This window comes from Azospirillum palustre (assembly GCF_002573965.1).
Classification (GTDB): domain Bacteria; phylum Pseudomonadota; class Alphaproteobacteria; order Azospirillales; family Azospirillaceae; genus Azospirillum; species Azospirillum palustre.
Genome location: NZ_PDKW01000041.1, coordinates 113,093 through 138,654, shown reverse-complemented (window position 1 = coordinate 138,654; position 25,562 = coordinate 113,093). Strand labels below are relative to the sequence as shown.

Genomic DNA, 25,562 nt, shown 5'->3' with positions numbered 1-25,562 from the left:
CAGTCCCAAGGATCCCCAGCATGAGCAGCAGCACCGACACCGTTCTCTCCGCCGCAGAGCGCGAGGACATCCGCACCCGCTTCCTGGCCGTCGACACCTCCAACGTCGCCGACGTGCTCGACGTGATGGGCTGGCCCGACCAGGGGCTGGCGGCGGAGTTCATGCCCTATCCCGCCACCGCCGGGCGGCTGGCCGGCTGGGCCTATACCATCCGCGGCCAGATGACGCCCTATCCGCTGGGCGGCGACGCCGACAAGATGGCGGCATGCCAGGGGCTGTCGCCCGGCGAGGTGTCGGTGTGGAGCGGCGACGGCGACGGCATCTGCTATTTCGGCGAGCTGATCGCCATCGGCATGAAGGAGCGCGGCAGCACCGGCGCGCTGGTCGACGGCGGCATCCGCGACGTGCGCTGGCTCGGCCATCACGGCTTCCCGGTCTATGCCCGCTACCGCACGCCGGTGCAGTCGATCGGCCGCTGGAAGGTCAACGCCTGGCAGGTTCCGGTCTTCCTGCGCGGGGCCACGGTGGAGCGGGTGCGGATCGAGCCGGGCGACTTCATCCTGGCCGACGAGGACGGCGCGCTCGCCATCCCGGCGGCCATCGTTCCGAAGGTGCTGGCGGAGTCGGAGGCGCTGACCGCGACCGAGATCCGCATCCGCGAGGAGCTGTCGAACGGCCTGACCCTGGCGCAGGCGCTGGAACGCTACGGCCACGTCTGACGCCCCGCCGGGCGGCCCCGTTTCCGCCTGCCGGAGACGGGGCCGCTCCGGGATATCGGTGGACGCCGCCATCTCCCGCACCGCGACACCAGTGTTGAAAGGGCCCCAGCATGACCGCCGCGTCTCACCGCGACCCTGCTCAAACCGTCGCGACCGCCCTCGCCGCGGCGCGCGCCAGCCGGCTCAACGCCTTCATCGAGCTGTTCCCCGACGCGGAGCAGCGGGCGCAGGCTTTATCGGCGGAATCTGCGGACGGTCCGCGACCGGCGCCCTGGGGTCTGCCTTTCGCCCACAAGGACGTGTTCGTCACCGCCGGGCGGCAGCCGACCGTGGGAGTCGGGCACGGCTACCGCTGGGGCGGGGCGCGGACCAGCGTGGCGCTCGACCGTCTGGCGGCGGCCGGAGCCATCGCCATCGGGGCGCTGAACCTCGACCCGCACTGCTACGCCGCCACCGGTCTCAACCCCTATTTCGGACGGGTGCTGAACCCGGTGGATGCGCGGTTCGCCGTCGGCGGATCGTCGAGCGGGTCGGCGGCGGCGGTCGCGGCCGGCATCGTGCCCTTCGCGCTCGGCACCGACACCGGTGGATCGGTGCGCATCCCGGCCGCCCTGTGCGGCGTTCTCGGCTTCAAGCCGACGGCCGGAGCCGTCAGCGATCCCGGCATCGCGCCGCTGTCGCCGTCGCAGGACGTCATCGGCCTCATCGCCCGCGATCCCGCTCTGCTGCGCGCGGTGTTCTCGGTGCTGCGCGATCCGGTTCCCATAGGGCAACAGGATCCGGGCATCGCCCCTCCGCGTATTGGCCTGCCGGTGGAATGGCTCCGCACCGGCGTTGATCCGGAGGTCGCCGCGGCCATCCGGTCCGTCCTGTGCCGGATGACCGAGGGCGGGGCGCTGGCGGCCGAGGTCGCCCTGCCGCCGCTCGACGCGCTGAACGCCTGCGCCGGGACCATCACCTCGTTCGAGGCGTCGGCTTTGCACCGGACCGCGCTGGCCGAGCGTCCGGACTGGTATCCGGCGGCGGTACGGCGGCGTCTGGTCGCGGCGGCCGAGGTGGGGCGCGATGCCTACGATCAGGCATTGCGCGACCGCGAGGCCCATCGGGCGGCGGTGATCGAGGGTGCTTTCGCGGCGGCGGACGTCCTGCTCTGTCCGGTGATCGGCGGACCGGCTCCGCGTCTGGATGGGGTCGACGACGACGACGTGACCGTTGCCGGCGCCACCACCCTGGCTTTCCTGCGCTTCAACCGCCCTTTCAGCCTGCTCGGCCTGCCGGCGCTGGCGCTGCCGGCCGGGCGCGACCGCAACGGGATGCCGGTGGGGGTCCAGATCGTCGGACGGCCGGGCGCGGATGATCTGGTCCTGGCCATCGCCGAGCGGTTCGGCGGAATGCCGCTCTGACCCTCACCCCGCTTTGGCGGCCATCGCCTCGATCTCCACCAGCCAGCCCGGCTCCACCAGCCCGGCCACCTGCACACGGGTGCGCACCGGAATGTTCGGAGTCCCGGCGGTGCCGAACACTTCGGCGTAGGCGCGGGAATAGCCCTGGAAATCGGCCCGCCCGCCCATCCGCGCATCGCCGACCAGGAAGGCCTGGACCTTGACCACGTCGTTCAGGCCATAGCCGCGTCGTTCCAGCGTGGCTTTCAGCTGCGTCAGGATGTTGCGGGTCTGCATTTCCGTGTCGCCATAGGCCTCGACCCGGTCGCTCGGAACGGAGCCGTCGATGACCGGCGGTGTCAGCCCGCTCAGCATCAGGAACTCGGTACCATCGACCGGCACCCGCACCGATTCCAGGAACTGGGTCCGGTAGGGCGAGGACTCATCCAGCGGGTAGCGTTCAATTCCGTTTGCCAAGGCAATGCCTCCAATCGTCGATGCCAAAATCTCGGCCCAAACCTCCGCATCCGGCCGGTTTCCGACAAACGATTTATCCGGCCTGCATGCATGAGAAGGATTCATGCATCCTGAGTCCAGTGGCGGGCCGCCGCAGCATGGTGCCTTGCCGCAAGCCTGGTAACGCCCCACGACGGCTCAGCCGGCAGCTTGGATGAAAGAGTTGGCAAAGTTGCGCCAGGTCCGCTCGCCGTGCATGAAGGTCCGGCCCGTCCCGGCGCGAACCCGCGCGGCCGCGCTGTCGGTATAGATGCTCTCCAACTGTTCGATTACCTCGTCGACAGCGGATTCGCCCCAGCCGCGGCGTGCGCCGGTGGGGTCGAAGACTGGAGTCTGGTTGCGGAGAGCCAGGCAATTGTCCTCACGGATCAGGTCGAGATGCCCGGTGTTGGCCGACAGGATCACCGGCACACCGCAGGCCATCGCTTCCATGGCGACAAGGTTGGTGGCGCCCTCGCAGCGGTTGGGGAAAACGGCGGCGTGACAATCGGCCATGATCGCCGCGATCCGATGCCTCGGGAGGAAGCCCATGTCGACGAAGCCCTCCGGAGGCACGCCATGCGCCATCGCCCACTCCACGATCCGCAGCTTGCCGTTTTCGCCGATCATCGGGGGTACGGGCGTCAGCGGGGATTCGGCGACCGTTTTGGAGGTGTGCGGCCAGTGATTGTGCCACGCGGTGACCAGCAGCGCTTCGGGGTGGCGCTGGTGGAACTGGCGGAAGGCAGCCAACACGATGTCCTGGCCCTTGCGGAACTCCAGCTTGCCGCCGGAGAAGATGACGAAGCGGTCACCGAACCGGCCGGTGGGAGGCAGCGCAGGACACTCACCCGGATCGATGCCCTGGAAAGCGCAGTCGACCTCCGGGAGTCCCTGCTCCAGAAGCAAATCCCGGTTGTAAGTTGAATGCACCACGAGCTTGTCGTAGCGGCGTGCCCGCTCCAGCGTGGCGGCGTCGAACCGGCTGTCCTCGAAGGCGATCACGCCGACATTGCGGCTGCCGCGGAAGCGCGCGGATGTCGGCCCTTCGGTGAAACCGTTGGCCAGCGCATGCAGCAGCGTCCAGCCTTCGATGACCACCACCCTGTCCCCGACCCGACCGGCGATGGCGCCGATGCGCTCATACCCGGCAAGCAGGGCCGTCACTCTTTCCCGGTTCTCCGGCCGCAGCGTGGCCAGCAGCGGCTGTTCCAGCAACAGCGGCGGGCGGCCCCGGTCCAACAGGCAAAGCGCCGTATGCACGCCGACCAGACCCCAGCCATGAATTTCCGAAAGCTGCCAAGTCAAGGCAATGTTCTGTTCCACGCACAGCCTTTCGACGCCCACCCTTTCGACGCACGGTGCAGATGCCGGTTGACCTTCCCGGTGGGGACTGGTGCTATGCAGCAGGAAGTGTCGGCATCCGGCCGGCCCGTTATTTAGCGCCGGCTCCTCTCGACCTTCAAGGCATGACCGTCAAGATCGCATTCATAGACCCGGCGGGAGGCGATTACACTCCCGCGACGCCGCGTCATCGGCCGCTCGGCGGATCGCAATCGGCGCTCTGCTACCTGACCGAGGCGCTGGCCGCCGCCGGCCATGCGGTCACGCTGGTCAACGGCACGCGCGCGGCCGTCACCGTGCGCGGGGTGCGCTGCCTGCCCATCGCTTCGGTCCGCCTCGAGGATCTGTGCGACTTTCACGTCGTGGTGTTCCTGAACGGGTGCGACCGGGAGTTTCTGCTGCGTCTGCGCGCCACGCTGGGCGGCGGGTGCAAACTGATCCTTTGGACGCAGCACGCCATCGACCAGCCGGCCGTGGCCAACCTGGCCGACGCCGGCCTGCGCGACTGCCTGGACGGCATCGCCTTCGTCAGCCAATGGCAGATGGACGGGTATCTGAACGCCTTCCCTTTCGATCCGACCGTCTGCCGGGTGATGCGCAATGGGATCGCGCCGGCCTTCGCCACCCTGTTCGGGCCGGACGAGGACATCCTGGCGGCGAAGGCCTGGCCGCCGATTCTGACCTACACCAGCACGCCGTTCCGTGGTCTCGACGTGCTGCTCGACAGCTTCCCGCTGATCCGGGCGGCGATTCCGGGAACCCGGCTGCGCGTGTGTTCGAGCCTGGAAGCTTATCAGGTCTCCGCCGGGCAGGACCCCTTCACCGCCCTGTACCAGCGCTGTCGCGAGACCGAAGGGGTGGAGTATCTCGGCGGCCTCGGCCAAGTGGAATTGGCGGGAGCGATGCGGGAGGCGACCTGCCTTGCCTATCTCAACCGCTTTGCCGAGACCTCCTGCATCGCCGTGCTGGAGGCGCTGGCAGCCGGCTGCCTCGTGGTGTCGAGCCAATTGGGCGCCCTGCCGGAAAGCGGTGCCGGGTTCGCGCGTCTCATACCGGTGCCGCAGGATCCGCAGGAGCACGCATGGCGCTATGCCGAGGCGGCGGTGGCCGCCCTGCGGGACCTGCGGGACGATCCCACCGGCGTCGGCCGGCGGCTCCGTGCCCAGGTCGAACACGCGAACGCCGGGACGATCTGGGAGGTGCGGGCGCGGGGCTGGATGGACTGGTTCAAGGAATTGCTGGCGCCGGCCTCCGCGGCGCCGGTTTCTCTGGCACCGGTTTCCCTGCCGCCCGTTTCGGCAGGGGGCGCCCCAGCGATCACCGCCAAGATCGTCTCTGCCCAACAGCAGCTCATGGAGGCTTTGGGCACTCATCTGAATTCGGGAGGCGACCGGCGGTTGGCCGACCCGGTCTGGCGTGCGGAGGCGCGCCGGATGATCGAGCTGGTGGAGCGTTCGCTGCACCTCGATCACAACGATGAGGAGGCGCGCACCGGCCTCTGGTCGGCCCTGCGGGGCTATGACGCCTGGTTGGCCTACCGGACGGCGCTGCCCGAATTGCCGCAGCCGTCTCCGCCGCCGCCCGGCGGGCGACGGGTCTTCGACTGCTTCCAGTTCTACAACGAGCTGGATCTGCTGGAGGTCCGGCTGGCGGAACTCTACCCGGTGGTGGACCGCTTCGTCCTGGTCGAGGCGACCCATACCCATGCCGGCGCGGCCAAGCCGCTGTATTACGCCGACAACCGGGCGCGCTTCGCAGCCTATGCCGACAAGATCGTCCATGTCGTCGTTACCGAGGACCCGGGCGGCTTCGCCTGGAACCGCGAGGCATACCAGAGGGACGCGATCCTGCGCGGCCTGGGGGATTGCCGGCCCAGCGACATGATCCTCATCTCCGACGCCGACGAGATCCTGCGCGCGCCGGTCGTCGAGCGGCTGCGGTGGGAGGCGGACGAGGGCGCAGGCGGTGGAGCAGGCACGAGCGCCACGCTTTTCGCCCCGCATCTCGACATCTTCCTCTATTTCCTCGACCTCAAGGCGCCCGACCCGTGGATTTCGGTGGCCGCCGCGCCCTGGGAGCTGATCCGCCGCATCGGTGCGAACCGCGCCCGCTATCTGGCCAAGCAGGGGATCGGGCGGGTCATCCCGGATGCCGGGTGGCATTTCACCTGGATGGGGGGTGCCGCTCGTTTCCGCGCAAAGCTGGAGGCTTTCGCCCACCGTGAGATGATGGCCGGCTTCGACCGCGACCCGCAGGCCAACCAAGCACGCCTCGACCGTTTCTACGCCACCGGCCGCTTCGACGACGGCGTCTTGCCCGGCGTTTGGACGGGCCTTCGCCGCGTGCCCATCGACGGGCGCTATCCGGCGCGCATCCGGGAAACGCTCGCCCGCTTCCGCCATCTCGGCTGGATCGCCCCGCAGGCGGAACCGGCGCCGGAGACCCTGATCGAGAACGGCCGGGCGCGGGAGAGGGAGGGGGACGGCATGGCGGCCGAGGCGCTCTGGCGCCGGGCCGCAGCCCTCGACCCAACCCACATCGAAGCCTTCCACGCGCTTGCCGAGCGGCTGCTCGCCCGGAACGCGACAGCCGAGGCGCTCCAACCCCTGCGCTGCTGCACCCGGTTGGACCCCGAGGGGAGCTTCCACCTTTTCAAGCTCGCCCGCAGCCTGCTGCTGCTCCGCCGGTACGAGGCGGGAGTGGCGGTCCTGATGGACCTTGTCCGCCGCGAGCCGGAGGAGCATCGCGCCTACGGCAACCTCGCGGTCGCGTTGAAAAATCTCGGCCTTCACGAACGGGCGGTGGCGGTCGGCCGTCGCGCGCTGGCGCTGATGCCGGCCGATGCCGGCCTGCTGAACAATCTGGGCCTCGCCCTGTCGATGCGGGTCGGAGGGGACGAGGCGGCGTTCGACGCCCTGTCGCGTGCGATGGTCCTGGAGCCGGACCATGCCGAGACGCTGATGAACCGTGCCCTGGTCCTGCGCAGCCTGCACCGGTTGGACGACGCGGAGGCCGCGTGCCGCCGCCTCGTCGCGCAGCGGCCCGAGGACCCCGGAGCCCACACGCTCCTGGCAACCTGTCTGCTGATGCGGGGCGATCTGGCGCCGGGGTTCCGCGCCTATGAGTGGCGCACCCGGCTGGCCGATGGGCAGGCGGAGGCGCGCGGCCTGCCGACGCCGCCTTGGGGCGGCGGCGCTCCCGATGGGTACCGTATCCTTCTGCACGACGAGCAGGGGCTCGGCGATGCGATTCAGTTCGCCCGCTACGCGCCGCTGCTTGCGCGACGCGGCGCCCATGTGATCGTACAGTGCCGGGACGCGCTGGTACGGCTCCTCGCCACGTTGCCGGGCGTGGCGACGGTGGTCGGGCATTCCGCGCCGACACCGGAGCATGATGGTCATGCGGCCCTGATGAGCCTGCCGCATCTCCTTGGCACGACCCTCGCCACGGTCCCGGCGGAGGTGCCTTACCTTGCCGCCGAACCCGCCCTCGTCGCGATTTGGCGCGACCGGCTGGGGCCGGCGCGGGTGGGGCTGCGCGTCGGGCTGGTCTGGGCCGGTAACGCCGACCTTCCCAACGATGCGAAGCGCTCGCCGGGTTTGAAGCCTCTGTTGCCGCTCCTCGACCTTCCCGGCATCGCCTTCGTCTCCCTTCAGAAGGGCGGCGGGCGGGCGGATCTGGAGCAGTTGGGCGGCCGGCTTCCCGCAGGCTTCCATGATGTCGGCGACCGGTTGGACGACCTCGCCGATACCGCGGCTGTGATGGCGCAGCTCGATCTGGTCATCTCCGTGGACAGTGCGGTCGCCCATCTTGCCGGGGCGCTGGGGCGGCCGGTCTGGACCATCTTGCGCGCGGAGTCCGAGTGGCGATGGATGCTGGAGCGGACCGACAGTCCCTGGTATCCGACCATGCGGCTGTTCCGGCAGGCGCGCGCGGGTGACTGGAGCGACGTCGTGGCCGCGCTGCGCACCGCATTGCAGCGGGCGGTCAGGGAAGCCCCGCGGTGAGGGCGCCCTGCGCGGTGCGCCGCCCGACCTCGTCGTGCAGAGCCGCGCGGACGCTTGCGAAGACGGGCGCCCAATCCAGTTCCGGCCCCTGGCGGAACAGCCGCATCGACGGATACCAGGGCGTGCGCTCGCCGGTGAAGCCATAGATCCAGTAGGGGACGTGCTGCACGAGGTTCCAGATGGGGGTGCCGAGCGAGCCGGCCAGATGCGCCACGGCGCTGTCCGTCATGATGACCAGATCCAGCCGCTCGATCATCGCCGCGGTGTCGGCGAAATCCTCCAGATGGGGGCCGAGCGGCACCACCAGCCGGCCTGCCGGGCCGAGCGCGTCCAACTCGGCCTCCTGGGGTCCCTTCTGAAGGCTGTAGAGCCGCACACCCGGAATTTCGGCGAGGCGCAGGAACGGCATCAGCGTCGTGGCGCGCCACGCATTGTCGGCGAAGCTGGACCGGCCCGCCCAGACGATGCCGACGCGCAGCGTTCCCGGTTCCCGTTCCCCCAGCAGCCGCGCCGCTTTCCCGCGGGCGTCCGCTGGGACGGTGAGCGCCACCGGGGGCGGCACGGAGGCGAGCGTCGTGCCGAACAGCATCGGCAGGGTCATTTGCGACACCTCGACATCGCAGTCCGGCGCGGGCGCTCCCCACGGCCTCCACTCGTCAGGGGCAAGGCCGGACAACACCCGCCGCAATTCCGCATGGCATTCGTAGATCGGCCGACCGCCGGCCTGCCTGACCATCGGCAGATAGCGGGCCACCAGCAGGGAATCGCCGAAGCCCTGCTCGGCCGTCACGAAGACGCGGCGCCCGTCCAATGGCTGCCCGTTCCATGACGGGGCCGAAGGGGCGCGCGCGAGATAGGAGGGAATCTGCTTTCGCGCCTCGTAATCGTCGAAGCCGTGCACATAGTCGCCGATCTGCAGCCGCGTCAGCGCCCGTTCCCACCGCAGCAGCGCCGTCGGTCCGCCGTTTTCGGTGACCGCGCGGTCTATTGCAGCCAGGGCTTCGGCATACAGCCCCGCCTTGCGCAGCGCGACCGCGCGGTTGAACAGAACCGTCCGGTCGCGCGGCGCGCGCCGGACTGCCTCCTCCTGCGCCGCGACCCCTTCGGCAAGGCGGCCGGCTTCGGTCAGCGCATTGCCGAGGTTGCTCCAGATGCCGCCCTTCCCGGGCGCATGCTCCAGACCGCGGCGGTGGCAGGCGATGGCCTCCGCCAGTCTTCCGGCGCGGCGCAGGGACATGCCCAGGATGCTCCACGCCTCAGCATTGGAAGGATTGGCGTCGAGCGCCGCCTCCGCGGCCTTGCGGAGGCGGTCGTCGTCGCCGGGCGCCTTATCGGCGTCATCCGTTCCGATCATGGCTTGAAGGCCGAGGGGGCCGGCGTTAAATACATGTGCGATGCAACCATTGGGGCGGTAAACCCTGCATCATAGCACCCGCCACCACCGGCATGAAGGTCGTAGGCTTTTGCGAAGGGCGATGCGGGCAGGCGAGGATACGGTCATCGCGCAGGCGGTGACCGGCTGATGACAGACGATCCGGGTTCGGTGAAGACGCACAGGCGGACGCTGGCCGGGGATCCGGCGGATGCTCTGCCCTGGCAGCATTTGGCGATGGACGCCTGCCGGGTCGGGAACAGGCGGCAGGCCCTGTCGCTGTTCGTCCGGGCCGCCTGGCTGCACGGAGACGGTGCGGTTCTGGAACAGCAGATCGACGGGGTGATCACCCCCGCGCTCAACCAGGCCGTGACGCTGATGCAGAGCGGACAGGTCGACGAGGCGGCCGCGGTCATCGAGCCTTTGGCCGAAATCATCGCCCCGCGCGGGGACTTCGCGCATGTTCTCGGCGTTCTGCGCTTCGTTCAGGGACGGGACGACGAAGCCGCCCATTTCCATGCGGCGTCCCGGATGGCGGACAATGGCCTTGGCGCCGCGCTGTCCGGCATCGCCCGTCACCGCGCCGATTACGACTTCATCGGCACGGTGGTGATCCCCGTTTACCGGATGGAGGACACCATCGAGCGGGCGCTCGACAGCGTCCTGGCGGCGGTCCTGCACCACCGGGCGGCGTCCGGCGACGCGGAAGCGAAGGTCCATGTCTGCGTCGTCGACGACGCCTCACCGGACGACACCGTGTCGCGGGCGCTGCGATGGGCGCGGGCGCATCCGGAACAGAGCGTCGCGATCATCGCCAACAATCTGAACCGGGGTGCGGGGCGGGCACGCAATGCGGGTGCCGCCGCCGCACTGGGGCGCTATCTCTGGTTCCTCGATGCCGACGATTATTACCTGGAGCGGCACCTCTTCCTGACGATCCGGGCCCTGGACGAGGCGCCCGAGGCCGGCTTCGTTCGAACCGGCATGCTGTTCGACGGGATCGACGCCGAAATCACCCAGGATTGGCGGCAGGCGTCGGAAAACTGCTATCCCGGCAATCTCTGTGTCCGGCGCGACTGTCACGACCGGATCGGCGGCTTTCCGGAGGAAGCGCCTTTCTACCCGGCGGTCGCCGACGATGTAGCCTACAGCCGCGCCCTGCATAGCCGGTTCGGCGGCCTGAAGATCTGCGACAAGACCGTTCACTACACGATGCGGCCGGGCAACGCGCTGGAGCGGCAACGGGCCGAGATGACCGGCGGCCCCCTGTCGGCGGAGCGCGAGAAGCCGGACAGCCGCTTCGTGGCGATCGAACTGTTGACCCGGCGCCGCCTTTACAGCTTGGCGGGCAAGGCGATGGCCGGGCCGGGGGCGCCTCCGGTTCCTTCGGCGCCGCCGATGGACGCCGCCGTCTGGCTGGAGACGGGGAAGGAGCTGATCCGCGACCAGAGGCCGGAACCTGCCGTTGCAGCACTGGTCCGGGCCGCGGCCCTCGATCCGTCCAACGCAGCGGTCTGGTTCGAGCTTGGGCTGGCGGCTAACACGCTCAAGCGCGATGCCCTGGCGCTCCGCGGGTTCCAGGCGGTGGCGAGCCTTCACCCGGATGCCGGGGCGGCGCGCTTCAACCTCGCTTCGCTGAGGTTCGAGCAGGGGGTTTTCGATCCGGCAGCCCGCCATCTGCGGGAGGCGCTGGCTCTCCGGCCGGAGCATGGCGGTACCCTGTTCCTGTTGGGGCGCACCGAAAGGCGGCGGGGGCAGCCGGGGATCGCGCAACGGCTTCTCGGGTGGGCCGCGCGGGTTGAACCGGACCTGGGAGAGATCCGCGCCGAGCGGGCCGAGGCGGCCCTCGGCCTCGGCCGTCCGGCGGACGCCGCGGAGCATGCGCGGCGTGCGCTGGCGCTTGCACCGGGCCTGTTCGACGGCCACACCGCCCTTGCCGGCACCCTGGAGGCGCTCGGCCGGCCGGATGCGGCGCTTCCCGGCTGGGAGCGCGCGATCCGCTGCAATCCGGGCCGGGGTGGGGCGTTCACCGGGCGTGCCGTCAATCGGCTCACCCGGCGCTATGGACCGCCGCCCGCTCCGGCGTCGAGGGCGGGGATGGGGCGCCGGCTCGCCTCGACCTCGCTCGGTTGGCATGGGCGGTTCGGCAACCAGCTTCTGCAATATGGCGTCCTGCGCCTGTACGCTGCGCGGCACGGTCTTACCCTGGAAGTGCCGCCCTGGCCGGGCAGGCATCTCTATGGGCTGGACGATCCGATGCCCGGCCCGGCCTTGCTCCGCTTGCCGGAACGGCAGGTCGAGGCCAGCGTCGTGGCCTCGCTCAGTGGTGTGCAGGGCGGCATGGAGAGCGGCGTTGAGGACGAGGTGCTGGCCGACCGCGACGTCACCGCCTATTTCTGCGGCGATACCAGCTTCCTGGCACCGCATCGGGAAACCTTCCGCGGTTGCTTCACGCCGGGTCCGCACATCCGGCCCTGGACGGATGCGCTGACCGCCCGCCTGCGCGGGGCCGGCCATACCGTGGTGGCCGTGCACATCCGGCGCGGCGACTTCGGCTGGGGGCCGTTCTGGATGGCCCCTGAAAGCTGGTACCTCCGTTGGCTGGATGCGGTCTGGCCCGGCCTCGACCGGCCGGTCCTCTACGTCGCGACCGACGACCCGCGCTGCCTCTCCGCCTTCGCCGCCTACCGGCCGCTCTCCGCCCGGGATGTGGCGGAGCCGATCCCCGGCGCGGAGTTTTTCACCGATTTCCATGTGCTGTGCGAGGCCGATCTGGTGGCGGTGTCCAACAGCAGCTTCTCCTTCGTGGCGACCATGCTGAACCGGCGCGCCCGAAGTGTCGTCCGTCCCGACAAGGCTCAGCAGGCGCTGGTTCCCTATTCCCCCTGGTCCAGTCCGGTCCTGCTGTGACGATGGATGCCGGCCGCCCCGACGGGCTTCTGCAAGCCGCAATCGCCCATCATGCCGCCGGCCGCGCGGAAGAGGCGGAACTCGCCTACCGGGCGGTGCTGGCCGCCCGGCCCGGCCATCCCGGCGCCCTGCATCTGCTGGGGGTACTCGCGCTTCATCATGGCCGGCCGGCGGTCGCAGCGCAGCTCATCGGGGACTCCATCCGCCGGGACCCCGGCAATCCCGCCAGCTTTTCCAGCCTTGCCGGCGCCCTGCGTCGTCTGGGCCAGCCCGGCAAGGCGCGGGCGGGCGCATACCTGGCACTCGCGCTCGACCCCTGCCTGCCCGACGGCCTCGGCACTCTTGCCGACATTCTGTCCGACCTGGGCGAGCATGGCGCCTCTGCCGATGCGCTCGGGCGGCTGCTGGTGCTCAGCCCGTGGTCGACGGAGCCAAGGCTCAAGCACGCCCATGCGCTCCTCCACGCCGGCCGGAACGAGGAGGCGGTCGAGACGCTGATGACGCTTCTCGGCATGACGCCTTTGTCGGTGGCGGGATACACCAATCTGGGCGTGGCGCTGCGCCGGCTCGGGCGGGTGGAGGAGGCGATGGCCGCCTACCGCAGCGCGCTGGGGTTTTCTTCCGGCGAGCCGGGAACCCTCAACAACCTTGGCATCACCTATCAGGACCTGGGCCGCTACGAAGCCGCCGCCGCCTGCTTCCGCCGCTCCATCGCGGTGCAGCCGGACGGCGCCCACGCCCATCTCAATCTCGGCCTCGTCGCCCGCGACGAGATGCGGGTGGACGAGTCCATCGTCCTGGCACGCCGCGCCGCCATCCTGGAACCGGCTCTGGCCGAGGCGCACACCGCGCTGAGCCACGGTCTCCTGATCAAGGGGGAGTTCCGCGAAGGATTCGCGGAGTATGAATGGCGGTCCCGCATGGCGGACTTCCCCTCGCCCCGCCGCGACTTCGCCTCGCCGGTCTGGGACGGATCGCCTCTCGCGGGACGAACCCTGCTGGTTCACGACGAGCAGGGGGTCGGGGACACGATCATGTTCGCGCGCTACGCCGTGCTGCTCCAGACGCACGGCGCGCGGGTATTCCTGGACTGCAACGGGCAGCTCGTCCGGCTGCTCTCGTCGATGCCGGGGATCGCCGGCGTCGTTCCCCGCCACGGCCCGCCGCCGCCGCACGACGTCCATGTGGCCCTGGCAAGCCTGCCTCACATGTTGCGCGCCACCCTCTACACCATTCCGGCCCCGTTCGCCTATCTGCGGGCGGAACCCGATCTGGTGGAGAGCTGGCGAGCGCGCCTCGGTCCAAAAACCGGTCTCCGCGTCGGGTTGGTCTGGGCCGGCAACCCGGAGTTCAAGGGCGACGGGCTGCGCTCCCCCGGTCTGGAAGCCTTCCGGCCGCTGCTCGATCTGCCGGGGATTTCGGTCTTCGGGCTTCAGAAGGGAGCCGGCAGGCGCGATCTGGACCGGTGCGGGCCGCTGCCCGCCGGCTTCGTCGACCTGGGCGCGCACATCGCCGACTTCGCCGACACGGCGGCGATCATGGAGAACCTGGATCTGATCGTCAGCTCCTGCACCGGGCCGGCCCATCTCGCCGGGGCGCTCGGGCGGCCGGTGTGGACCGTGCTGCCCTTCGCTCCGGACTGGCGGTGGCTGGAGCATGGCGTCTGCACCCCCTGGTATCCGACCATGCGTCTGTTCCGGCAGGAGCGGCGCGGCGATTGGAGCGCGGTCGTGGCACGGCTGTGCGCGGCGCTGGAAAGCCTGGGCGGCTGAGGCTGCGGGGGGCCGGGTCCTTCTTGGCCATCGAAGTCAGGACGGATCGACCGTGAAGGCTTCCGGCGGCAGGCCGGCGGCGTGGCGGTCCCACATGGTCTGGAAGGCGCGTTCGAGATGCCGCGTGAAGCGCGGGCTGTCGAACAGGGGGGACGTGCTGCGGCCGGCCTCCAGCCGGCGGCGAAAGCCGGCGAGCGTCGCCGGCTGTCCGGCCAGCTGCAACGCCCGTTCCTCGTACTCCGCGACGGAACCGGTGACCGTTTCCGGCAGGCCGGCGGCGTGCAGCAGGCTGGCCGCCACGCTGGAGGCGAAGGTCCCGCCCTGCATGGTGAGGACGGGCGTCCCCATCCACAGGGCGTCGGAGGTGGTGGTGTGCCCGGTGTAGGGAAAGCTGTCGAGCGCCAGATCGGCGAGCCGGTAGCGGGCGAGATGCTCGGCCTGCGGACGGGGAGCGGCGAAGACCAGACGCGCCGGCTCGACGCCATGGCGCTCCGCCTCCATCCGCAGATTGGCGGTGGCGTCGCTTCCCGCGTCCAGCAGCCAGAGCGTGCCGGCCGGGACGCGGCGCAGGATGCGCATCCACAGGGCGAACAGGTCGGGGGCGATCTTGAAGGCGGCGTGGAAGGCGCAGAAGACGACGCCTTCGACCGGCAGGCCACAGGCCGCGCGCGTCGGCATCGGGGCGCCGGTCGGCCGGCGGCGGTCGTTGACCTGATAGCTGTCGGGCATCCGGACCAGCCGCTCGCGGTAGAAGGGCTGGTGCTCGGGCGGCGTGACGATGCGGTCGCCGATGGCATAGTCCAGCAGTTCCGCGCCCAAAGGTCCCGGATAGCCCAGATAGGCCACCTGGATGGGCGCCAGACGCCGCGACAGCAGCGTCAGCCGGGCGTTCTGGGTATAGCCCTTGAGGTCCACCAGGATGTGGATGCCGTCCTCGGCGCAGATCGCCGCGACCGTGCCGGGATCGGCCTGCCGCAGGTCGCGGAAGCGGTCGAAGCCGGCTTCAAGCCGCCGCCGCATCGGGCTTCCGTCATCCTCGCCGTAGGAATAGCCGAAGATGGAAAAACGCGCACGGTCGTGCAGCTCGAAAAGCTCCGCCGTCAGATGGGCGGTGGCGTGGTCGTGGAAGTCGGCGGAGAGATAGGCGATGTTCAGCCGTCCCCCCGGCGGCAGGGGGCGCCGCGGGGCCGCAGCCGGCGGGATCGGTCCGACGGCCTCGCGGTGGAAGCGGCGGGCCGCGCGGTCCTGCTGGGCCGTGCTGGTCCCGATGAGCAGGCTCAGCAGCGGCAGCACCACGCCCCGGTCATGGTCGATGACGTCGAGCAGTTGGCGGCAGGTCTCCTCGTGGGTTCGCCAGTCGCAGATGGACAGGCTCGCGAACAGGCGGTCGCACAGCGATTCGGTCCGCTCCGGGACAAGCCGGTGGGCGTGGTCGTAGCCCTGGGCGGCTTGGGCCAGCCGCTTGGCCGCCCGCAGGGTGTGGGCGCTCTCGCGCCATGCCTCCGCCTTGTCCGGCTGAAGCGCCAGCGCCCGCCGATGGGCCTCCAGCGCCTCGCCGCCGCGCCGTTCGTCCCGGAGCAGGGTGCCGAGCCGGGTGAAGAGCAGGGCGTCCGGCTGAAGGCGGAGCGCCCGCCGGATCAGGGCGGCGGCGAGGCGGGGGCGGGCATGGCGTTCCAGCAGGGCGAGGTTGCCGAAGGCGTCCGCCAGATCCGGCTGCAAGGCGACGGCGAGGGCGAAATGCCGCCGCGAGTCCTCCTGCCGTCCCAGGGAGAACTCCACCACGCCCAGCAGGAAGGCCGCCGCCGGCTGGTCGGGCGACGCGGTGAGGATCGCACGGCAGAGCCTGCCGCTTTCCTCCGGCCTTCCCTGTTGGTAGAGGGCGAATGCCCGGCCCACGGCCTCCTCCATCCTGGCATGCGGCGCTTCGGGTGGCGGCGCATGACTGAGCGGGCGGATGACCGTGCCGCCGTCGGGCGTGGAGAGGGTGTGGGGGTCCTGCTTGCGGGGCAGGGGGTAGCCGGCCAGATGCAGGATGCCGAGCGGGGCGTGGGGAAGCTCCGGCTCCAGCAGCATCCGGCCGTCCGCGGACCCGAAGGGGGTGGCGCGGAAACAGATCCAATTGCAGCGCGCCGGCAACTGGCTGAACGGCAGCCCGCCGGTGCGCAGGGCGAGGTTCAACGCGACCTGTTCGCTGACGAAGAGCACGGTCCGGCGCAGCGAGTCCGCCAGCAGGCTCGCCCAGAGCGCCCAGTGCGGCGCGTCGCGGCGCGCGGCGAACACCCCGCAGTTCAGCAGCGGGTAGGCGAAGAGCCGGCGGGCCGTGTCCTCGTCGAAGCAGGCCTTGTACCAGTCATGAAGGTGATGGGCGTAAGGCGCGCCGTCGTAGAAGGGCGTGTAGGCGCGGTCGAGTTCCGGCACGATGGCGAAGCCGGTCGCCGCCGCGCCCGCCAGCAGCAGCTCGATGGCCGACCAATCCTGCACCCAGCAGTCGGCGTCCAGCCACAGGATGACGGCGGCGTCGGGAACATGGTTCGGGAGATGGGGGCGCGACACCATCGCCTTGAAATACTCCGGCATCGGCCGGTCGAAGGGATGGTCCCAGCCGGGGACCGCCAGCCGCGCCCCTTTGCTGGCCAGCCAGCGCCGGTCCTCCGCCCCAAGCCCGAGATCGAGGACGGTGATGGGAACCCCGGCCCCTTGCGGAAAGGCGCGGATCGAGCGGACGAGCCCCTGGAGCAGCGGGAAATAGGCGGCGTCGGCGGCCGTCGCAATCGCGAAGGGATGCACCGGTCAGCTCCCGGCCGGCGTTCCTCTCCCGCGGCGGGGGAGGCGCGGCACAGGAGTGAAATCCCTGAGGCGGGAACCCGCGGTCCGTTCCATTCGTTCCCTACCTTCCATCGATCCGGGGGCGACCCTGCATCATCGGCCAGGTCTTGGCAATCCTCCGGGCGGCTTGCCACGCCGGTGCGTTCCGCCCCATGTTCCCGTCTCCCCGGGCTCACGGCCCCGGTTTTAGGTCCCTGGTTCTGCTTGTCCGAGGTCTCGGTATGCTCCTTCATCCGCGTCAGACTTGCCGGGTCTGCGGTTCGCCGATCCTGCGGCCGGCCATCGACCTCGGCCCGCAGATGCTGCAGGGAGCCTTCGCCAAGCCGGGGCGGCCGGCGCCGGCCGAGGTGGCGCTTCCCATGCGGCTCGTGCGCTGCGGCGGCGATGGCGATCCGGCATCCTGCGGGCTGTTGCAGACCGCCGCCAGCGTGCCGCCCGAACTGCTGTACCGCACCTACTGGTACCGGTCGGGCCTCAACGCGACGATGCGCGATCACCTGCGCGGCATCGCCGGGCAGGCCGCGGCGCTGGCCGGATCGTCGGGCGGGCGGCCGGCGCCGGCGGTGCTCGACATCGGCTGCAACGACGGCACCCTGCTCCTGTCCTATCCCGCCGCGTCGCTGCGGGTCGGGGTCGATCCGTCCGACATCGCCGCCGGGATTGCCGGCGACGTCACCGTCGTCAACGCCTTCTTCCCCTCCGATGCCGCCCTGGGCGAACTCGCCGGCACCCGGTTCGACATCGTGACCTCCATCGCCATGTTCTACGACATCGAGGACCCCTGCGGGGCGGCGGCGGCGATCTCCGGCCTGCTCGCCCCGGACGGTCTGTGGGTGCTGGAGCTGTCCTATCTGCCGCTGATGCTGTTGCGGAACGCCTTCGACACGGTGTGCCACGAGCATCTCGAATATTACAGCCTCGCCGTGCTGGAGACCGTCGCCAGCCGGGCCGGGCTGCGGATCTTCAGGGCGGAGGTCAACGGGATGAACGGCGGCAGCATCCGCTGCTTCGTCTGCCACGCCGCGAACGACAGGTTCGGCACGGCGGAGGACCGGGCCTTCCTGGAGGCGCTGCGGCGGCGCGAGGCGGCGATGGGGCTGGCGACGGACCGTCCCTACCGTGCCTTTCAGACGCGGGCGGAGGCGCTGCGCGACGAGCTGGTCGGCCATCTGCGCGCCGTCCGCGACAGGGGCGGGCGCGTGCATGTCTATGGCGCCTCGACCAAGGGAAACGTGCTTCTGCAATGGTGCGGCATCGGCCGGGATCTCGTCGAATGCGCCGCCGACCGCAATCCCGCCAAGGTCGGCGCCGTCACACCGGGCACAAACATCCCGATCGTCTCGGAAGCGGAGTCCCGCGCGCTCCGGCCCGACCTCTACCTCGTGCTGCCCTGGCATTTCCGCCGCGAGTTCCTGGAGCGCGAACGCGCGATGGTGATGGGCGGCACCCGCCTGCTGTTTCCGCTGCCCGAAGTCGAGGTGGTGGAGGCGGGGAACTTCGAACAGGCCCTGGCCCGCCTGGACGATGTGGAAGCGTTTCTGCTGGGAAATGGCTGACGGAAAGCGGCAGGCTGAAGGCTCACCCCGGACCTGTTCCGGTATGGGCCAGAACCGCGTCCAGCAGCCTGCCGAGCGCGTCGGGGTCGATGATCACGGGGATGTCGAGCCGGGCGAGCAGGTCTTCGGGCGGGCTGCCGGGCCAGTTGGAGGGGTCGTCGGCGAACCGGCCGGCCAGATGATGGAACCGGCCGAGCAGCGGGATCTGCACGCCCATCTGCGCGTTCCAGCGGGAGTCCGGATGAAAGAAGTCCGGATTGCAGAGATGCACCCAATGCCCGCCCGGCGGCAGGAAAACCTGATTGGCGGTGGCCGCTCCGACCGGGGCCACCACCACCTCCGCCTCCGCCATCAACCCGATCGTCTCCAACACGCCGAGCCGTTCCGGCTGCACCGTTTCGAAGCCCCGGTCCTCCAGCAGGGCGGCGATCTCGGCGTCGTTGGCGATGCGATGCTTGGGCGCCGAGCCGCGCCGCGACAGGTAGAGGCGCCGCGTCGGCGGCCCGTCGCCGCTCCGCTGCGGCAGCAGCCGGTCGCGCAGCCAGCGATAGGCGACGGGATAGGGAATGGCCGACGGCACCGCCGCCCGCTTCAGGCGGTAGAGAAGCCGTGCGCCGTCCGGACCCACCAGATCCCGTGCGTCGATGACCTGCTCGGCGGGCAGGCCGGCGAGTTGCAGCATTTCCCGATGGTACGGACGCACGTCGAAGAGAAGCACCGGCAGGGGGCGTGTCTCGGCCACGTGCTCCCGCACCATCACTCTCGGCAGCACCTCAACGAGGAAATGCCAGTAATTGGGCGTGGAGGGCAGGAAGAGCACCGGCTGGTCGATTGTCACCGTCCGGTAGAGCGGGCGGGGCAGGCGGAAGGCGCCGGCCGTGGCGCCGGGCGTCACGCCGACCAGCGGCACGCGGGATCCCTGCACGACCGTTTCGGCCACCTCACGCAGCAGGAAGCGCCGGCCGGCCAGCAGATGGCTTTCGTAGTTGTCCTTGACGTAGAAGCCCTGGACGACCTCGATCTCCGCGTCGAGCGCCACGCCCACCGGTTCCCGTGCGAGCGTCGGCAGCCGGTCGATCTGCGGGCGCAGCCACTCGGGGCTCGCCGCCGCCAGCGCCTCGTACAGCTCCTGGGCCAGCTCCTGGGCCGGGGCCTGCCAGATCCGATGGCGGAAGCCGGCGGCGGCACACCAGGCCGGGAAGGGCAGCAGGGCCAGCGGGAAGCGGTCGATGGCCTGGGGCGGAACCTCGGGAAAGTCGAGCGGGTCCTTGATCGCCAGAAACTCCATGGCGAGGGCAGGACGCTCGACGAGCAGCGCCACCCGCACCAGCCGCTCCAGCAGGTCGCGCAAGGTTTCGGTGAAGCCGGGCGCCTCCCGCATGAGCGAGAGCGCCTGTTCGCAGAACCGCGCGGCACCCGGCGGATCCCCGCCGCCGAACGCGCGAACGGCGGCGCGCTCGCAGAAGCCGGCATAGACCTCCCGCAAGGGAAGGAAGCCGGGTGCCCGCGTCACCCCCTGCCGCAGCCAGGCGACCGCTTCCTGCTCGTCACCGATCCGGCCGTGCAGCAGGGCCAATGCGAGGTGGGTCTCTCCGTCCTCGGGCCGCAGGGCCAGGGCGCGCCGGTGGTGATGGCAGGCCGCCGCCGGCCGGCCTGCGGCCTGCTCCAGGATGGCGAGGTTGCGGTGAGCCTCGAAGAAGCCGGGGGCCAGCGCCGTCACGACGGTGAAGAGACCCCGCGCCGCTTCCAGGCGGCCCTGTCCGAACGCGATGGTGCCCAGCAGGCAGCGGGTCTCCGCCTGCTCCGGCCGGACTTGCAGGATCGAGCGGCAGAGATCGGCCGCCTCCTCGGCGCGGCCGGCCTGATGGAACGCGACCGCCCGGTCCAGGGCCTGGGCGAGCGTGATGGCGCCTTGCGGCGGAACGGCTTCCATCCGACAATGGTTAGCATTGGCCGCCGGCCCGCCGACAGGGTTTTTCCGGATGGCGCTTTTTTGGTGGCGTCCGTGAGAGGGACAGTGGTGGGCGAGGAAGGCTTTCTTCTTGTTTTCAACCGGGGATTGCTGCGCGTAGAGAGATCCGAGCTGACGGAGGCGGCGGCGAGCTTCCGGGCCGCTGCCGTCCTGCGGCCGGAGCATCCGGTGGTCTGGTTCCTGCTGGGGGTGACCCTGCGGACGATGGGGCGTGCGGAAGAGGCCGTGGCGGCGCTGCATGTGGCGCTCCACCTGCGGCCCGGGCATCCCGACACGCTCTTCCATCTTGCCTCCGTCCATCTGGAACGGCGGCGGCCCGGGTGTGCCTTGCCGGCCCTGCGCCGCCTGATCGCCCTATGGCCAGGCCACGAGGGCGCGGCCTTCGCGCTGGGCAGCGCGCTGATGGCGCTCGACGACCCTGAGGAGGCGGAGCGCGCCTTCCGGCTGGCAGCGCTGCTGCAACCCGACGGGGCGGCGGTGAACAACAATGTCGGCGCGGCGATCATGGCGCAACGGCGGCCCGGGGCGGCGCTGGGACATTTCCGGCGCGCCGTCAGGATCGATCCGGCCCGGCCCGAGCATCGCAAGAATCTGGGCATCGCCCAGCTCATGCGCGGCGAGCTGGAGGAGGGCTTCCGCGATTATGAATGGCGCACCGGCCAGGCGGTCTGGCAATGGAACCAGAGCTTTCCGGGCAAGCCGGTCTGGGACGGCGGTCCGCTCGACGGCCGGACCATCCTGGTCCATTACGAACAGGGGCTGGGCGACACTGTGCAGTTCGTCCGCTATTTCCCGCTGCTCAAGGCCAGGGGCGCACGGACCGTCTTCGAGTGCCAGCCGCTGTTGAAACAGCTGCTCGCCACCGCCCCCGGCATCGACATGCTGGTGGCGCGGGGGGAGGCACTGCCGGATTTCGATTGCTGCCTGTCCCTGATGAGCCTGCCTCACCGCTGCCGCACCAGGGCGGATACCATCCCACAAGGCATTCCCTATCTGCGGACCGATCCGGAACGGGCGGCCTTCTGGCGTGAGCGGGTGTGTGGGCATGCACGGCCGGGCGAACTCCGCATCGGCATCCAGTGGCGCGCCGACGGCGGCGACCGGTCCATCCCGCTGGACTGCTTCGAAGCCGTGTCACAGGTTCCCGGCGCGCGGCTCTTCAGCCTGCAACAGGCTGTCGGGCTGGACGAGCTGGAGCGGCTGGGCGCGCGGTTCGGGATCGTCGACCTGCCGGGCCGGCGGGCCGGGGCGGAGGGATTCCGCGACACGGCGGCGCTCGCGGAGGCCATGGATCTGGTGGTCGCCTGCGATTCCGTGGTCGGGCATGTCGCGGGGGCGTTGGGCAGGCCGGTGTTCCTGGCGCTGCCCTGGCTGGGCGACTGGCGCTGGATGAAGCATCCCGACTGCACGCCCTGGTATCCGGCGCACCGGCTGTTCCGCATGGCGCGCCCCAACGACTGGCAGGGGGTCATGCTGCGGGTGGCCGAAGCCGTGGCGGATGAGGTTCGCCGTGCCCGATCTTGAGTCCGCCGTCGCGCTCTATGAGGCAGGCCGCCATGCGGAGGCCGCCGTGGCCTGCCTCGCCCTGCTGGAGGCAGGAGTGCGCGACGCCGACATCCTCAACCTGCTGGGGGCGTCGCTGGTCTCGACCGGCAACGGCGATACGGCGGTTGGACCGCTGGAAGAGGCGGTGCGGATCGCCCCCGCACATCTTGCCGCCCGCTGCAATCTGGCGCTTCTGCGGCAGCAGCGGCGCGACTGGGCAGCGGCGGAAAGGCATTTCGACCTGCTCGTCTTGCTGGATCCGGCCTTCCGGCTCGGCCAGGAGCGTCTCGGCACCGTGCGGCAGGAACGCGGCGATCTGGATGGGGCGGTCCGTGCCCTGGCGCGGGCGGTCCGTCTCGACCCCCGGTCCGGGTTGGCGTGGTTCAACCTCGCCTCGGTGCGGATGCTGGCCGGCCTGTTCGAGGAGGCCATTGCCGGCTTTCGCCACGCCATCGCCGAGGATCCCGCCGGCGCCCTCGCCCATGTCCAACTCGGCGAGATGCTGTTGCGGCTGGGAGAGATCGATGCGGCGGCGGAGGCCTTCCGGCGCGGGCTGCGGCTCGACCCGGCCATTCCCAATGCGGCGGATGGGCTGGCCCGTTGCGGGCGCTATCGGATCATGGCCGGCACCACCGGAACGCAGGCCGGCGGCGTGGCAATCCGCGGCCCCTTCGAGAGCGCCACGGGGTACGGCTATTTCTGCCAGTGCCTCATCCGGGCGCTGCGGGCGCGGCAGGTGCCGCTGGAGGCGGTCGGAATCAAAGGGCTGGAATCCTGGCCGGGAGGCCGGCTCGACCGGCCCGTGCCGGCGCGGGCGATGGTGAACTGCCTCATTCCGCTGGCGGTGGAGCGGGTGCCGGGCCTTGCCGCCGTGACCTTCTCCATGTTCGAGGGGACGCGCATTCCGCCGGCATGGCGGCGGATGAGCGAGCGCAGCGACCTGATCGTGGTGCCGACCGAATCCTCGCGCCTGGCCTGGGCGGAGCAGGGCTTTCCCGAGGACCGCCTGCGCGTCTGCCCGCTCGGCGTCGATCCGGCGGGGCCGGGGAGCGTCCCGGTCCTGGTCGCTTCCGGCGGGCGGCAGGTGTCGAGCTACCGGCACCGCTTCCTCAACGTCTCGGACTTCAACCCACGCAAGAACATCGACGGGCTGCTGCGGGTCTGGCTGCGCGCCACCGCGCCGACCGACGAGGCCGTGCTCATCCTGAAGGTCGGCCGGAGCCTCGGTCCGGGCTTGCGGACACAGCTCGGCGAGCTGGTGCGGGCGGCGGAGCAGGCTGTGGGCCGGCGGCTGGCGGAGGCCGCGCCGGTGGTGCTGATCGACCGGCTGCTGTCCGACGAGGAGATGAAGGGGCTTCACCGCGCCGCCACCCATTACTGGAGCCTGTCGCATGGGGAGGGCTGGGACCTGCCCATGGCCACGGCCGGGGCCATGGGGCTGGGGCTGATCGCGCCCGCCCACTCCGCCTATCTCGCCTATCTGGACCAGGGAACCGCACGCCTGATCCCGTCCTCCGTCGCTCCCGCCCGCGTGCCGGGGCAGGAGGGGTTCCACCCGCCCTTCCATGGGCTGGACTGGTGGGTGCCGGACGAGGAGGCCGCCGCCGCGATCCTGACGGGCATCGTCCGGGGAGGGGATCGCCTGCCGTCCGCCCGCGACCGTCTGGCGCGCTTCACCTGGGAACGCTCGGCCGACCGGCTGCTGGCCATCCTCGACGAGGCGGGGCTGCGCTGATGGAAACCGAGGAGACCTTCGCCGCCGCGCTGGCGGAGCATGAAGATGGCCGGTTCGCGGCGGCGGAGGCCGGCTACCGCGCCGTGCTCGCGCGGGAGCCCAGCCATCCGCAGGCCAACAACAACCTCGCCGTCCTGCTGCGGCGGGCGCGGCGCTGGGGCGAGGCCGCCGTCTGCCTCCGCACGGCCGTGGCAGGCTGGCAGGAGGACGCCGGCGTGCGCAGCAATCTCGCCTGCACGCTCGGCGACCAGGGGCGCGTCGCCGAGGCGATGGCCGCCATGCGCGTCGCGCTCGCGCTCAGCCCGGAGGCGCCCGGCTCCTGGTTCAACGCCGGAAACCTGCTCAGATCGGTGCAGAATCCCAGGGGCGCCACGATAGCCTATGGACGGGCGATCCGCCTCGATCCCGGTATGGGCGAGGCGCTGAGCAATCTCGGCGACTGCCAGCGCGAGGACGGGGCGCTGACGCAGGCGGTGGACAGCTATCTGGCGGCGATCCGGGCGCGGCCCGATCTGCCGCAGCCCTTCGTCAATCTGGGGGAGGCGCTGAAGGAGCAGGGGCGCATCGCGGAGGCCATCGGCATTCTCCAGAAGGGGCTGGAGCATCACCCGGACATGGTGTTGATGCGCTCCAACCTGCTGTTGACACTCCATTACTCCCCCTGGGTTCCGCCGGAGGTCATCGCCCGCGCGCATGCGCACTGGAACGAGCGTCACGCGCGGCCCCTCTTCGACGGTGCCAACGACTTCGCCAACGACCGCGATCCGGATCGGCGGCTGCGGGTCGGCTATGTCTCTCCGGATTTCTGCCATCATGCCTGCGCCCATTTCATCGAGCCGCTGCTGCGCGAGCATGACCGCGGCGCGGTGGAGGTCCTGTGCTACGCCACCGCGCGGCGGCGGGACGACATGACCTTGCGGATGGAGGCGCTCGCTGCCGGCTGGCGCTCGCTGGCCGATCTGGACGATGCGGACGCGGCGGCGCTGATCGGGCGGGACCGCATCGACATCCTCGTCGATCTGGCCGGCCACACGGCGGGCGGCCGGCCCCTGCTGTTCGCGCGGCGGCCCGCGCCGGTGCAGGTCACATGGCTCGGCTATCCCGACACCACCGGGATGCCGGCGGTGGACTGCCGGTTGACCGATGCCGTCGCGGACCCGCCGGGCAAATCCGATGGCCGGCACGCCGAGCGGCTGGTGCGGCTGCCGCACGGCTTCCTCGCCTTCCAGCCGCCCGACGGCGCCGGTCCGGCCGGAAACCCGCCGGCGCTCGCCAACGGTTTCGTCACCTTCGGATCCCTCAACAACCTGGCCAAGGTGAGCCCGGAGGTGGTGCGGGTCTGGTCCGCCCTGCTGGCGCGGGTGCCGTCGGCCCGGCTGCTGCTGAAGAGCCCGGGATTCGAGGATATCGCGGTGCGGAGTGCCGTCCTCAAGGACTTCGCCCGCCGGGGAGTGCGGTCCGAGCGGATCGAGCTTCTGGCGCCGGTGCCGTCCGTCGCCGAGCACCTGCGGGTCTACGACCGGCTGGACGTGGCGCTCGACCCGTTTCCCTACAACGGCACGACGACGACCTGCGAGGCGCTGTGGATGGGGGTTCCGGTCATCACGCTGGCCGGCAGCCATCACGTGGCGCGGGTGGGCGCCAGCCTGTTGTCCCACTGTGGGCTGGAGGAGTTGATCCAGCAGGATGAGGCCGGCTATGTCGACGCGGCGTCGTCGTTGGCCGGCGACCTTTCGCGGCTGTCCGGGCTGCGCCGGGGCATGCGGAAGCGCTTGGAAGGCTCGGCACTTCTCGATCATCGCGGTTTCGCGCGGTCGGTGGAGCAGGCTTACCGGGCCATGTGGCGCGGTTGGGCACTTGGTGGCCGTCCTTAGTGCATCATTCCGGACATCGCCCTCTTCGCTCAATCGCGATGGCGACGGGCAAC

General features: G+C 70.6%; 14 protein-coding genes. 9 read left to right on the top strand and 5 right to left on the bottom strand.

Annotated elements, in window-relative coordinates; translation table 11 throughout:
• Positions 1-20 precede the first annotated feature (20 nt).
• Both CRT60_RS14405 and CRT60_RS14400 read left to right on the top strand, forming a co-directional pair.
• Positions 21-719, top strand: coding sequence for an RraA family protein (locus CRT60_RS14405; RefSeq protein WP_098737123.1), 699 nt, complete (start codon positions 21-23; stop codon positions 717-719).
• 110 nt (positions 720-829) lie between these two features.
• Positions 830-2,122 carry an amidase gene (locus tag CRT60_RS14400; RefSeq protein ID WP_098737122.1) on the top strand — a complete coding sequence of 431 codons (1,293 nt, stop codon included), beginning with the start codon at positions 830-832 and terminating at the stop codon, positions 2,120-2,122.
• Positions 2,123-2,125: 3 nt separating this feature from the next.
• Here CRT60_RS14400 and CRT60_RS14395 read toward each other — a convergent pair whose 3' ends face one another.
• Together CRT60_RS14395 and CRT60_RS14390 are read right to left on the bottom strand one after the other, a co-directional pair.
• Positions 2,126-2,578: a Rid family hydrolase gene (locus CRT60_RS14395; RefSeq protein ID WP_204561920.1), complete on the bottom strand. Its 453-nt coding sequence runs from the start codon at positions 2,576-2,578 to the stop codon at positions 2,126-2,128.
• 177 nt (positions 2,579-2,755) lie between these two features.
• Positions 2,756-3,922 (bottom strand): glycosyltransferase family 4 protein, encoded by a 1,167-nt coding sequence (locus tag CRT60_RS14390; protein ID WP_098737860.1) that lies wholly within the window; start codon positions 3,920-3,922, stop codon positions 2,756-2,758.
• Positions 3,923-4,065: 143 nt separating this feature from the next.
• Here CRT60_RS14390 and CRT60_RS14385 point away from each other — a divergent pair, with 143 nt between their 5' ends.
• Entirely contained in the window at positions 4,066-7,947 is a 3,882-nt protein-coding gene (locus tag CRT60_RS14385; RefSeq protein WP_161958055.1) for a tetratricopeptide repeat protein, read from the top strand.
• On the opposite strand, the gene CRT60_RS14380 is transcribed toward CRT60_RS14385, so the two are convergent.
• A complete protein-coding gene (locus CRT60_RS14380; RefSeq protein ID WP_098737119.1) occupies positions 7,928-9,301 on the bottom strand; it encodes a tetratricopeptide repeat protein in 1,374 nt (457 codons plus the stop codon). The genes CRT60_RS14385 and CRT60_RS14380 overlap by 20 nt on opposite strands.
• A gap of 168 nt (positions 9,302-9,469) precedes the next feature.
• On the opposite strand from CRT60_RS14380, the gene CRT60_RS14375 reads away from it, so the two are divergent.
• Together CRT60_RS14375 and CRT60_RS14370 are read left to right on the top strand one after the other, a co-directional pair.
• Positions 9,470-12,229 (top strand): glycosyltransferase, encoded by a 2,760-nt coding sequence (locus CRT60_RS14375; RefSeq protein WP_098737118.1) that lies wholly within the window; start codon positions 9,470-9,472, stop codon positions 12,227-12,229.
• Positions 12,230-12,231: 2 nt separating this feature from the next.
• Positions 12,232-14,001, top strand: a complete 1,770-nt coding sequence (locus CRT60_RS14370; protein ID WP_098737117.1) for a tetratricopeptide repeat protein — start codon at positions 12,232-12,234, stop codon at positions 13,999-14,001.
• Between the two features lie 36 nt (positions 14,002-14,037).
• Here CRT60_RS14370 and CRT60_RS14365 read toward each other — a convergent pair whose 3' ends face one another.
• On the bottom strand, positions 14,038-16,788 hold the full coding sequence (locus tag CRT60_RS14365) for an O-linked N-acetylglucosamine transferase family protein (protein ID WP_244592503.1): 2,751 nt from the start codon (positions 16,786-16,788) through the stop codon (positions 14,038-14,040).
• 260 nt (positions 16,789-17,048) lie between these two features.
• Here CRT60_RS14365 and CRT60_RS14360 point away from each other — a divergent pair, with 260 nt between their 5' ends.
• The gene (locus CRT60_RS14360) at positions 17,049-18,383 is read left to right on the top strand and encodes a class I SAM-dependent methyltransferase (protein WP_098737116.1); all 1,335 of its coding nucleotides are present in this window, start codon (positions 17,049-17,051) and stop codon (positions 18,381-18,383) included.
• A gap of 22 nt (positions 18,384-18,405) precedes the next feature.
• Here the strand turns inward: CRT60_RS14360 and CRT60_RS14355 are convergent, their stop codons facing one another.
• A complete protein-coding gene (locus CRT60_RS14355; protein WP_143273260.1) occupies positions 18,406-20,316 on the bottom strand; it encodes a glycosyltransferase family 61 protein in 1,911 nt (636 codons plus the stop codon).
• Between the two features lie 63 nt (positions 20,317-20,379).
• Here CRT60_RS14355 and CRT60_RS14350 point away from each other — a divergent pair, with 63 nt between their 5' ends.
• From CRT60_RS14350 to CRT60_RS14340, 3 genes are read left to right on the top strand one after another with little or no spacing between them, the layout of a single operon-like run.
• Positions 20,380-21,879: a tetratricopeptide repeat protein gene (locus CRT60_RS14350; RefSeq protein WP_161958054.1), complete on the top strand. Its 1,500-nt coding sequence runs from the start codon at positions 20,380-20,382 to the stop codon at positions 21,877-21,879.
• Entirely contained in the window at positions 21,866-23,635 is a 1,770-nt protein-coding gene (locus CRT60_RS14345; RefSeq protein WP_161958053.1) for a tetratricopeptide repeat protein, read from the top strand. The genes CRT60_RS14350 and CRT60_RS14345 overlap by 14 nt, the downstream gene beginning before the upstream one ends.
• Complete coding sequence (locus CRT60_RS14340) at positions 23,635-25,509, top strand: O-linked N-acetylglucosamine transferase, SPINDLY family protein (RefSeq protein ID WP_098737112.1); 1,875 nt, start codon at positions 23,635-23,637, stop codon at positions 25,507-25,509. Before CRT60_RS14345 ends, CRT60_RS14340 begins: the two co-directional genes overlap by 1 nt.
• The last annotated feature ends 53 nt before the right edge of the window (positions 25,510-25,562 follow it).

Coding starts and splice junctions, on each gene's coding strand:
- CRT60_RS14405 (WP_098737123.1), top strand. CDS start 21: ATGAGCAGCAGCACCGACACCGTTCTCTCCGCCGCAGAGCGCGAGGAC.
- CRT60_RS14400 (WP_098737122.1), top strand. CDS start 830: ATGACCGCCGCGTCTCACCGCGACCCTGCTCAAACCGTCGCGACCGCC.
- CRT60_RS14385 (WP_161958055.1), top strand. CDS start 4,066: ATGACCGTCAAGATCGCATTCATAGACCCGGCGGGAGGCGATTACACT.
- CRT60_RS14380 (WP_098737119.1), bottom strand. CDS start 9,301: ATGATCGGAACGGATGACGCCGATAAGGCGCCCGGCGACGACGACCGC.
- CRT60_RS14375 (WP_098737118.1), top strand. CDS start 9,470: ATGACAGACGATCCGGGTTCGGTGAAGACGCACAGGCGGACGCTGGCC.
- CRT60_RS14370 (WP_098737117.1), top strand. CDS start 12,232: ATGGATGCCGGCCGCCCCGACGGGCTTCTGCAAGCCGCAATCGCCCAT.
- CRT60_RS14360 (WP_098737116.1), top strand. CDS start 17,049: ATGCTCCTTCATCCGCGTCAGACTTGCCGGGTCTGCGGTTCGCCGATC.
- CRT60_RS14355 (WP_143273260.1), bottom strand. CDS start 20,316: ATGGAAGCCGTTCCGCCGCAAGGCGCCATCACGCTCGCCCAGGCCCTG.
- CRT60_RS14340 (WP_098737112.1), top strand. CDS start 23,635: ATGGAAACCGAGGAGACCTTCGCCGCCGCGCTGGCGGAGCATGAAGAT.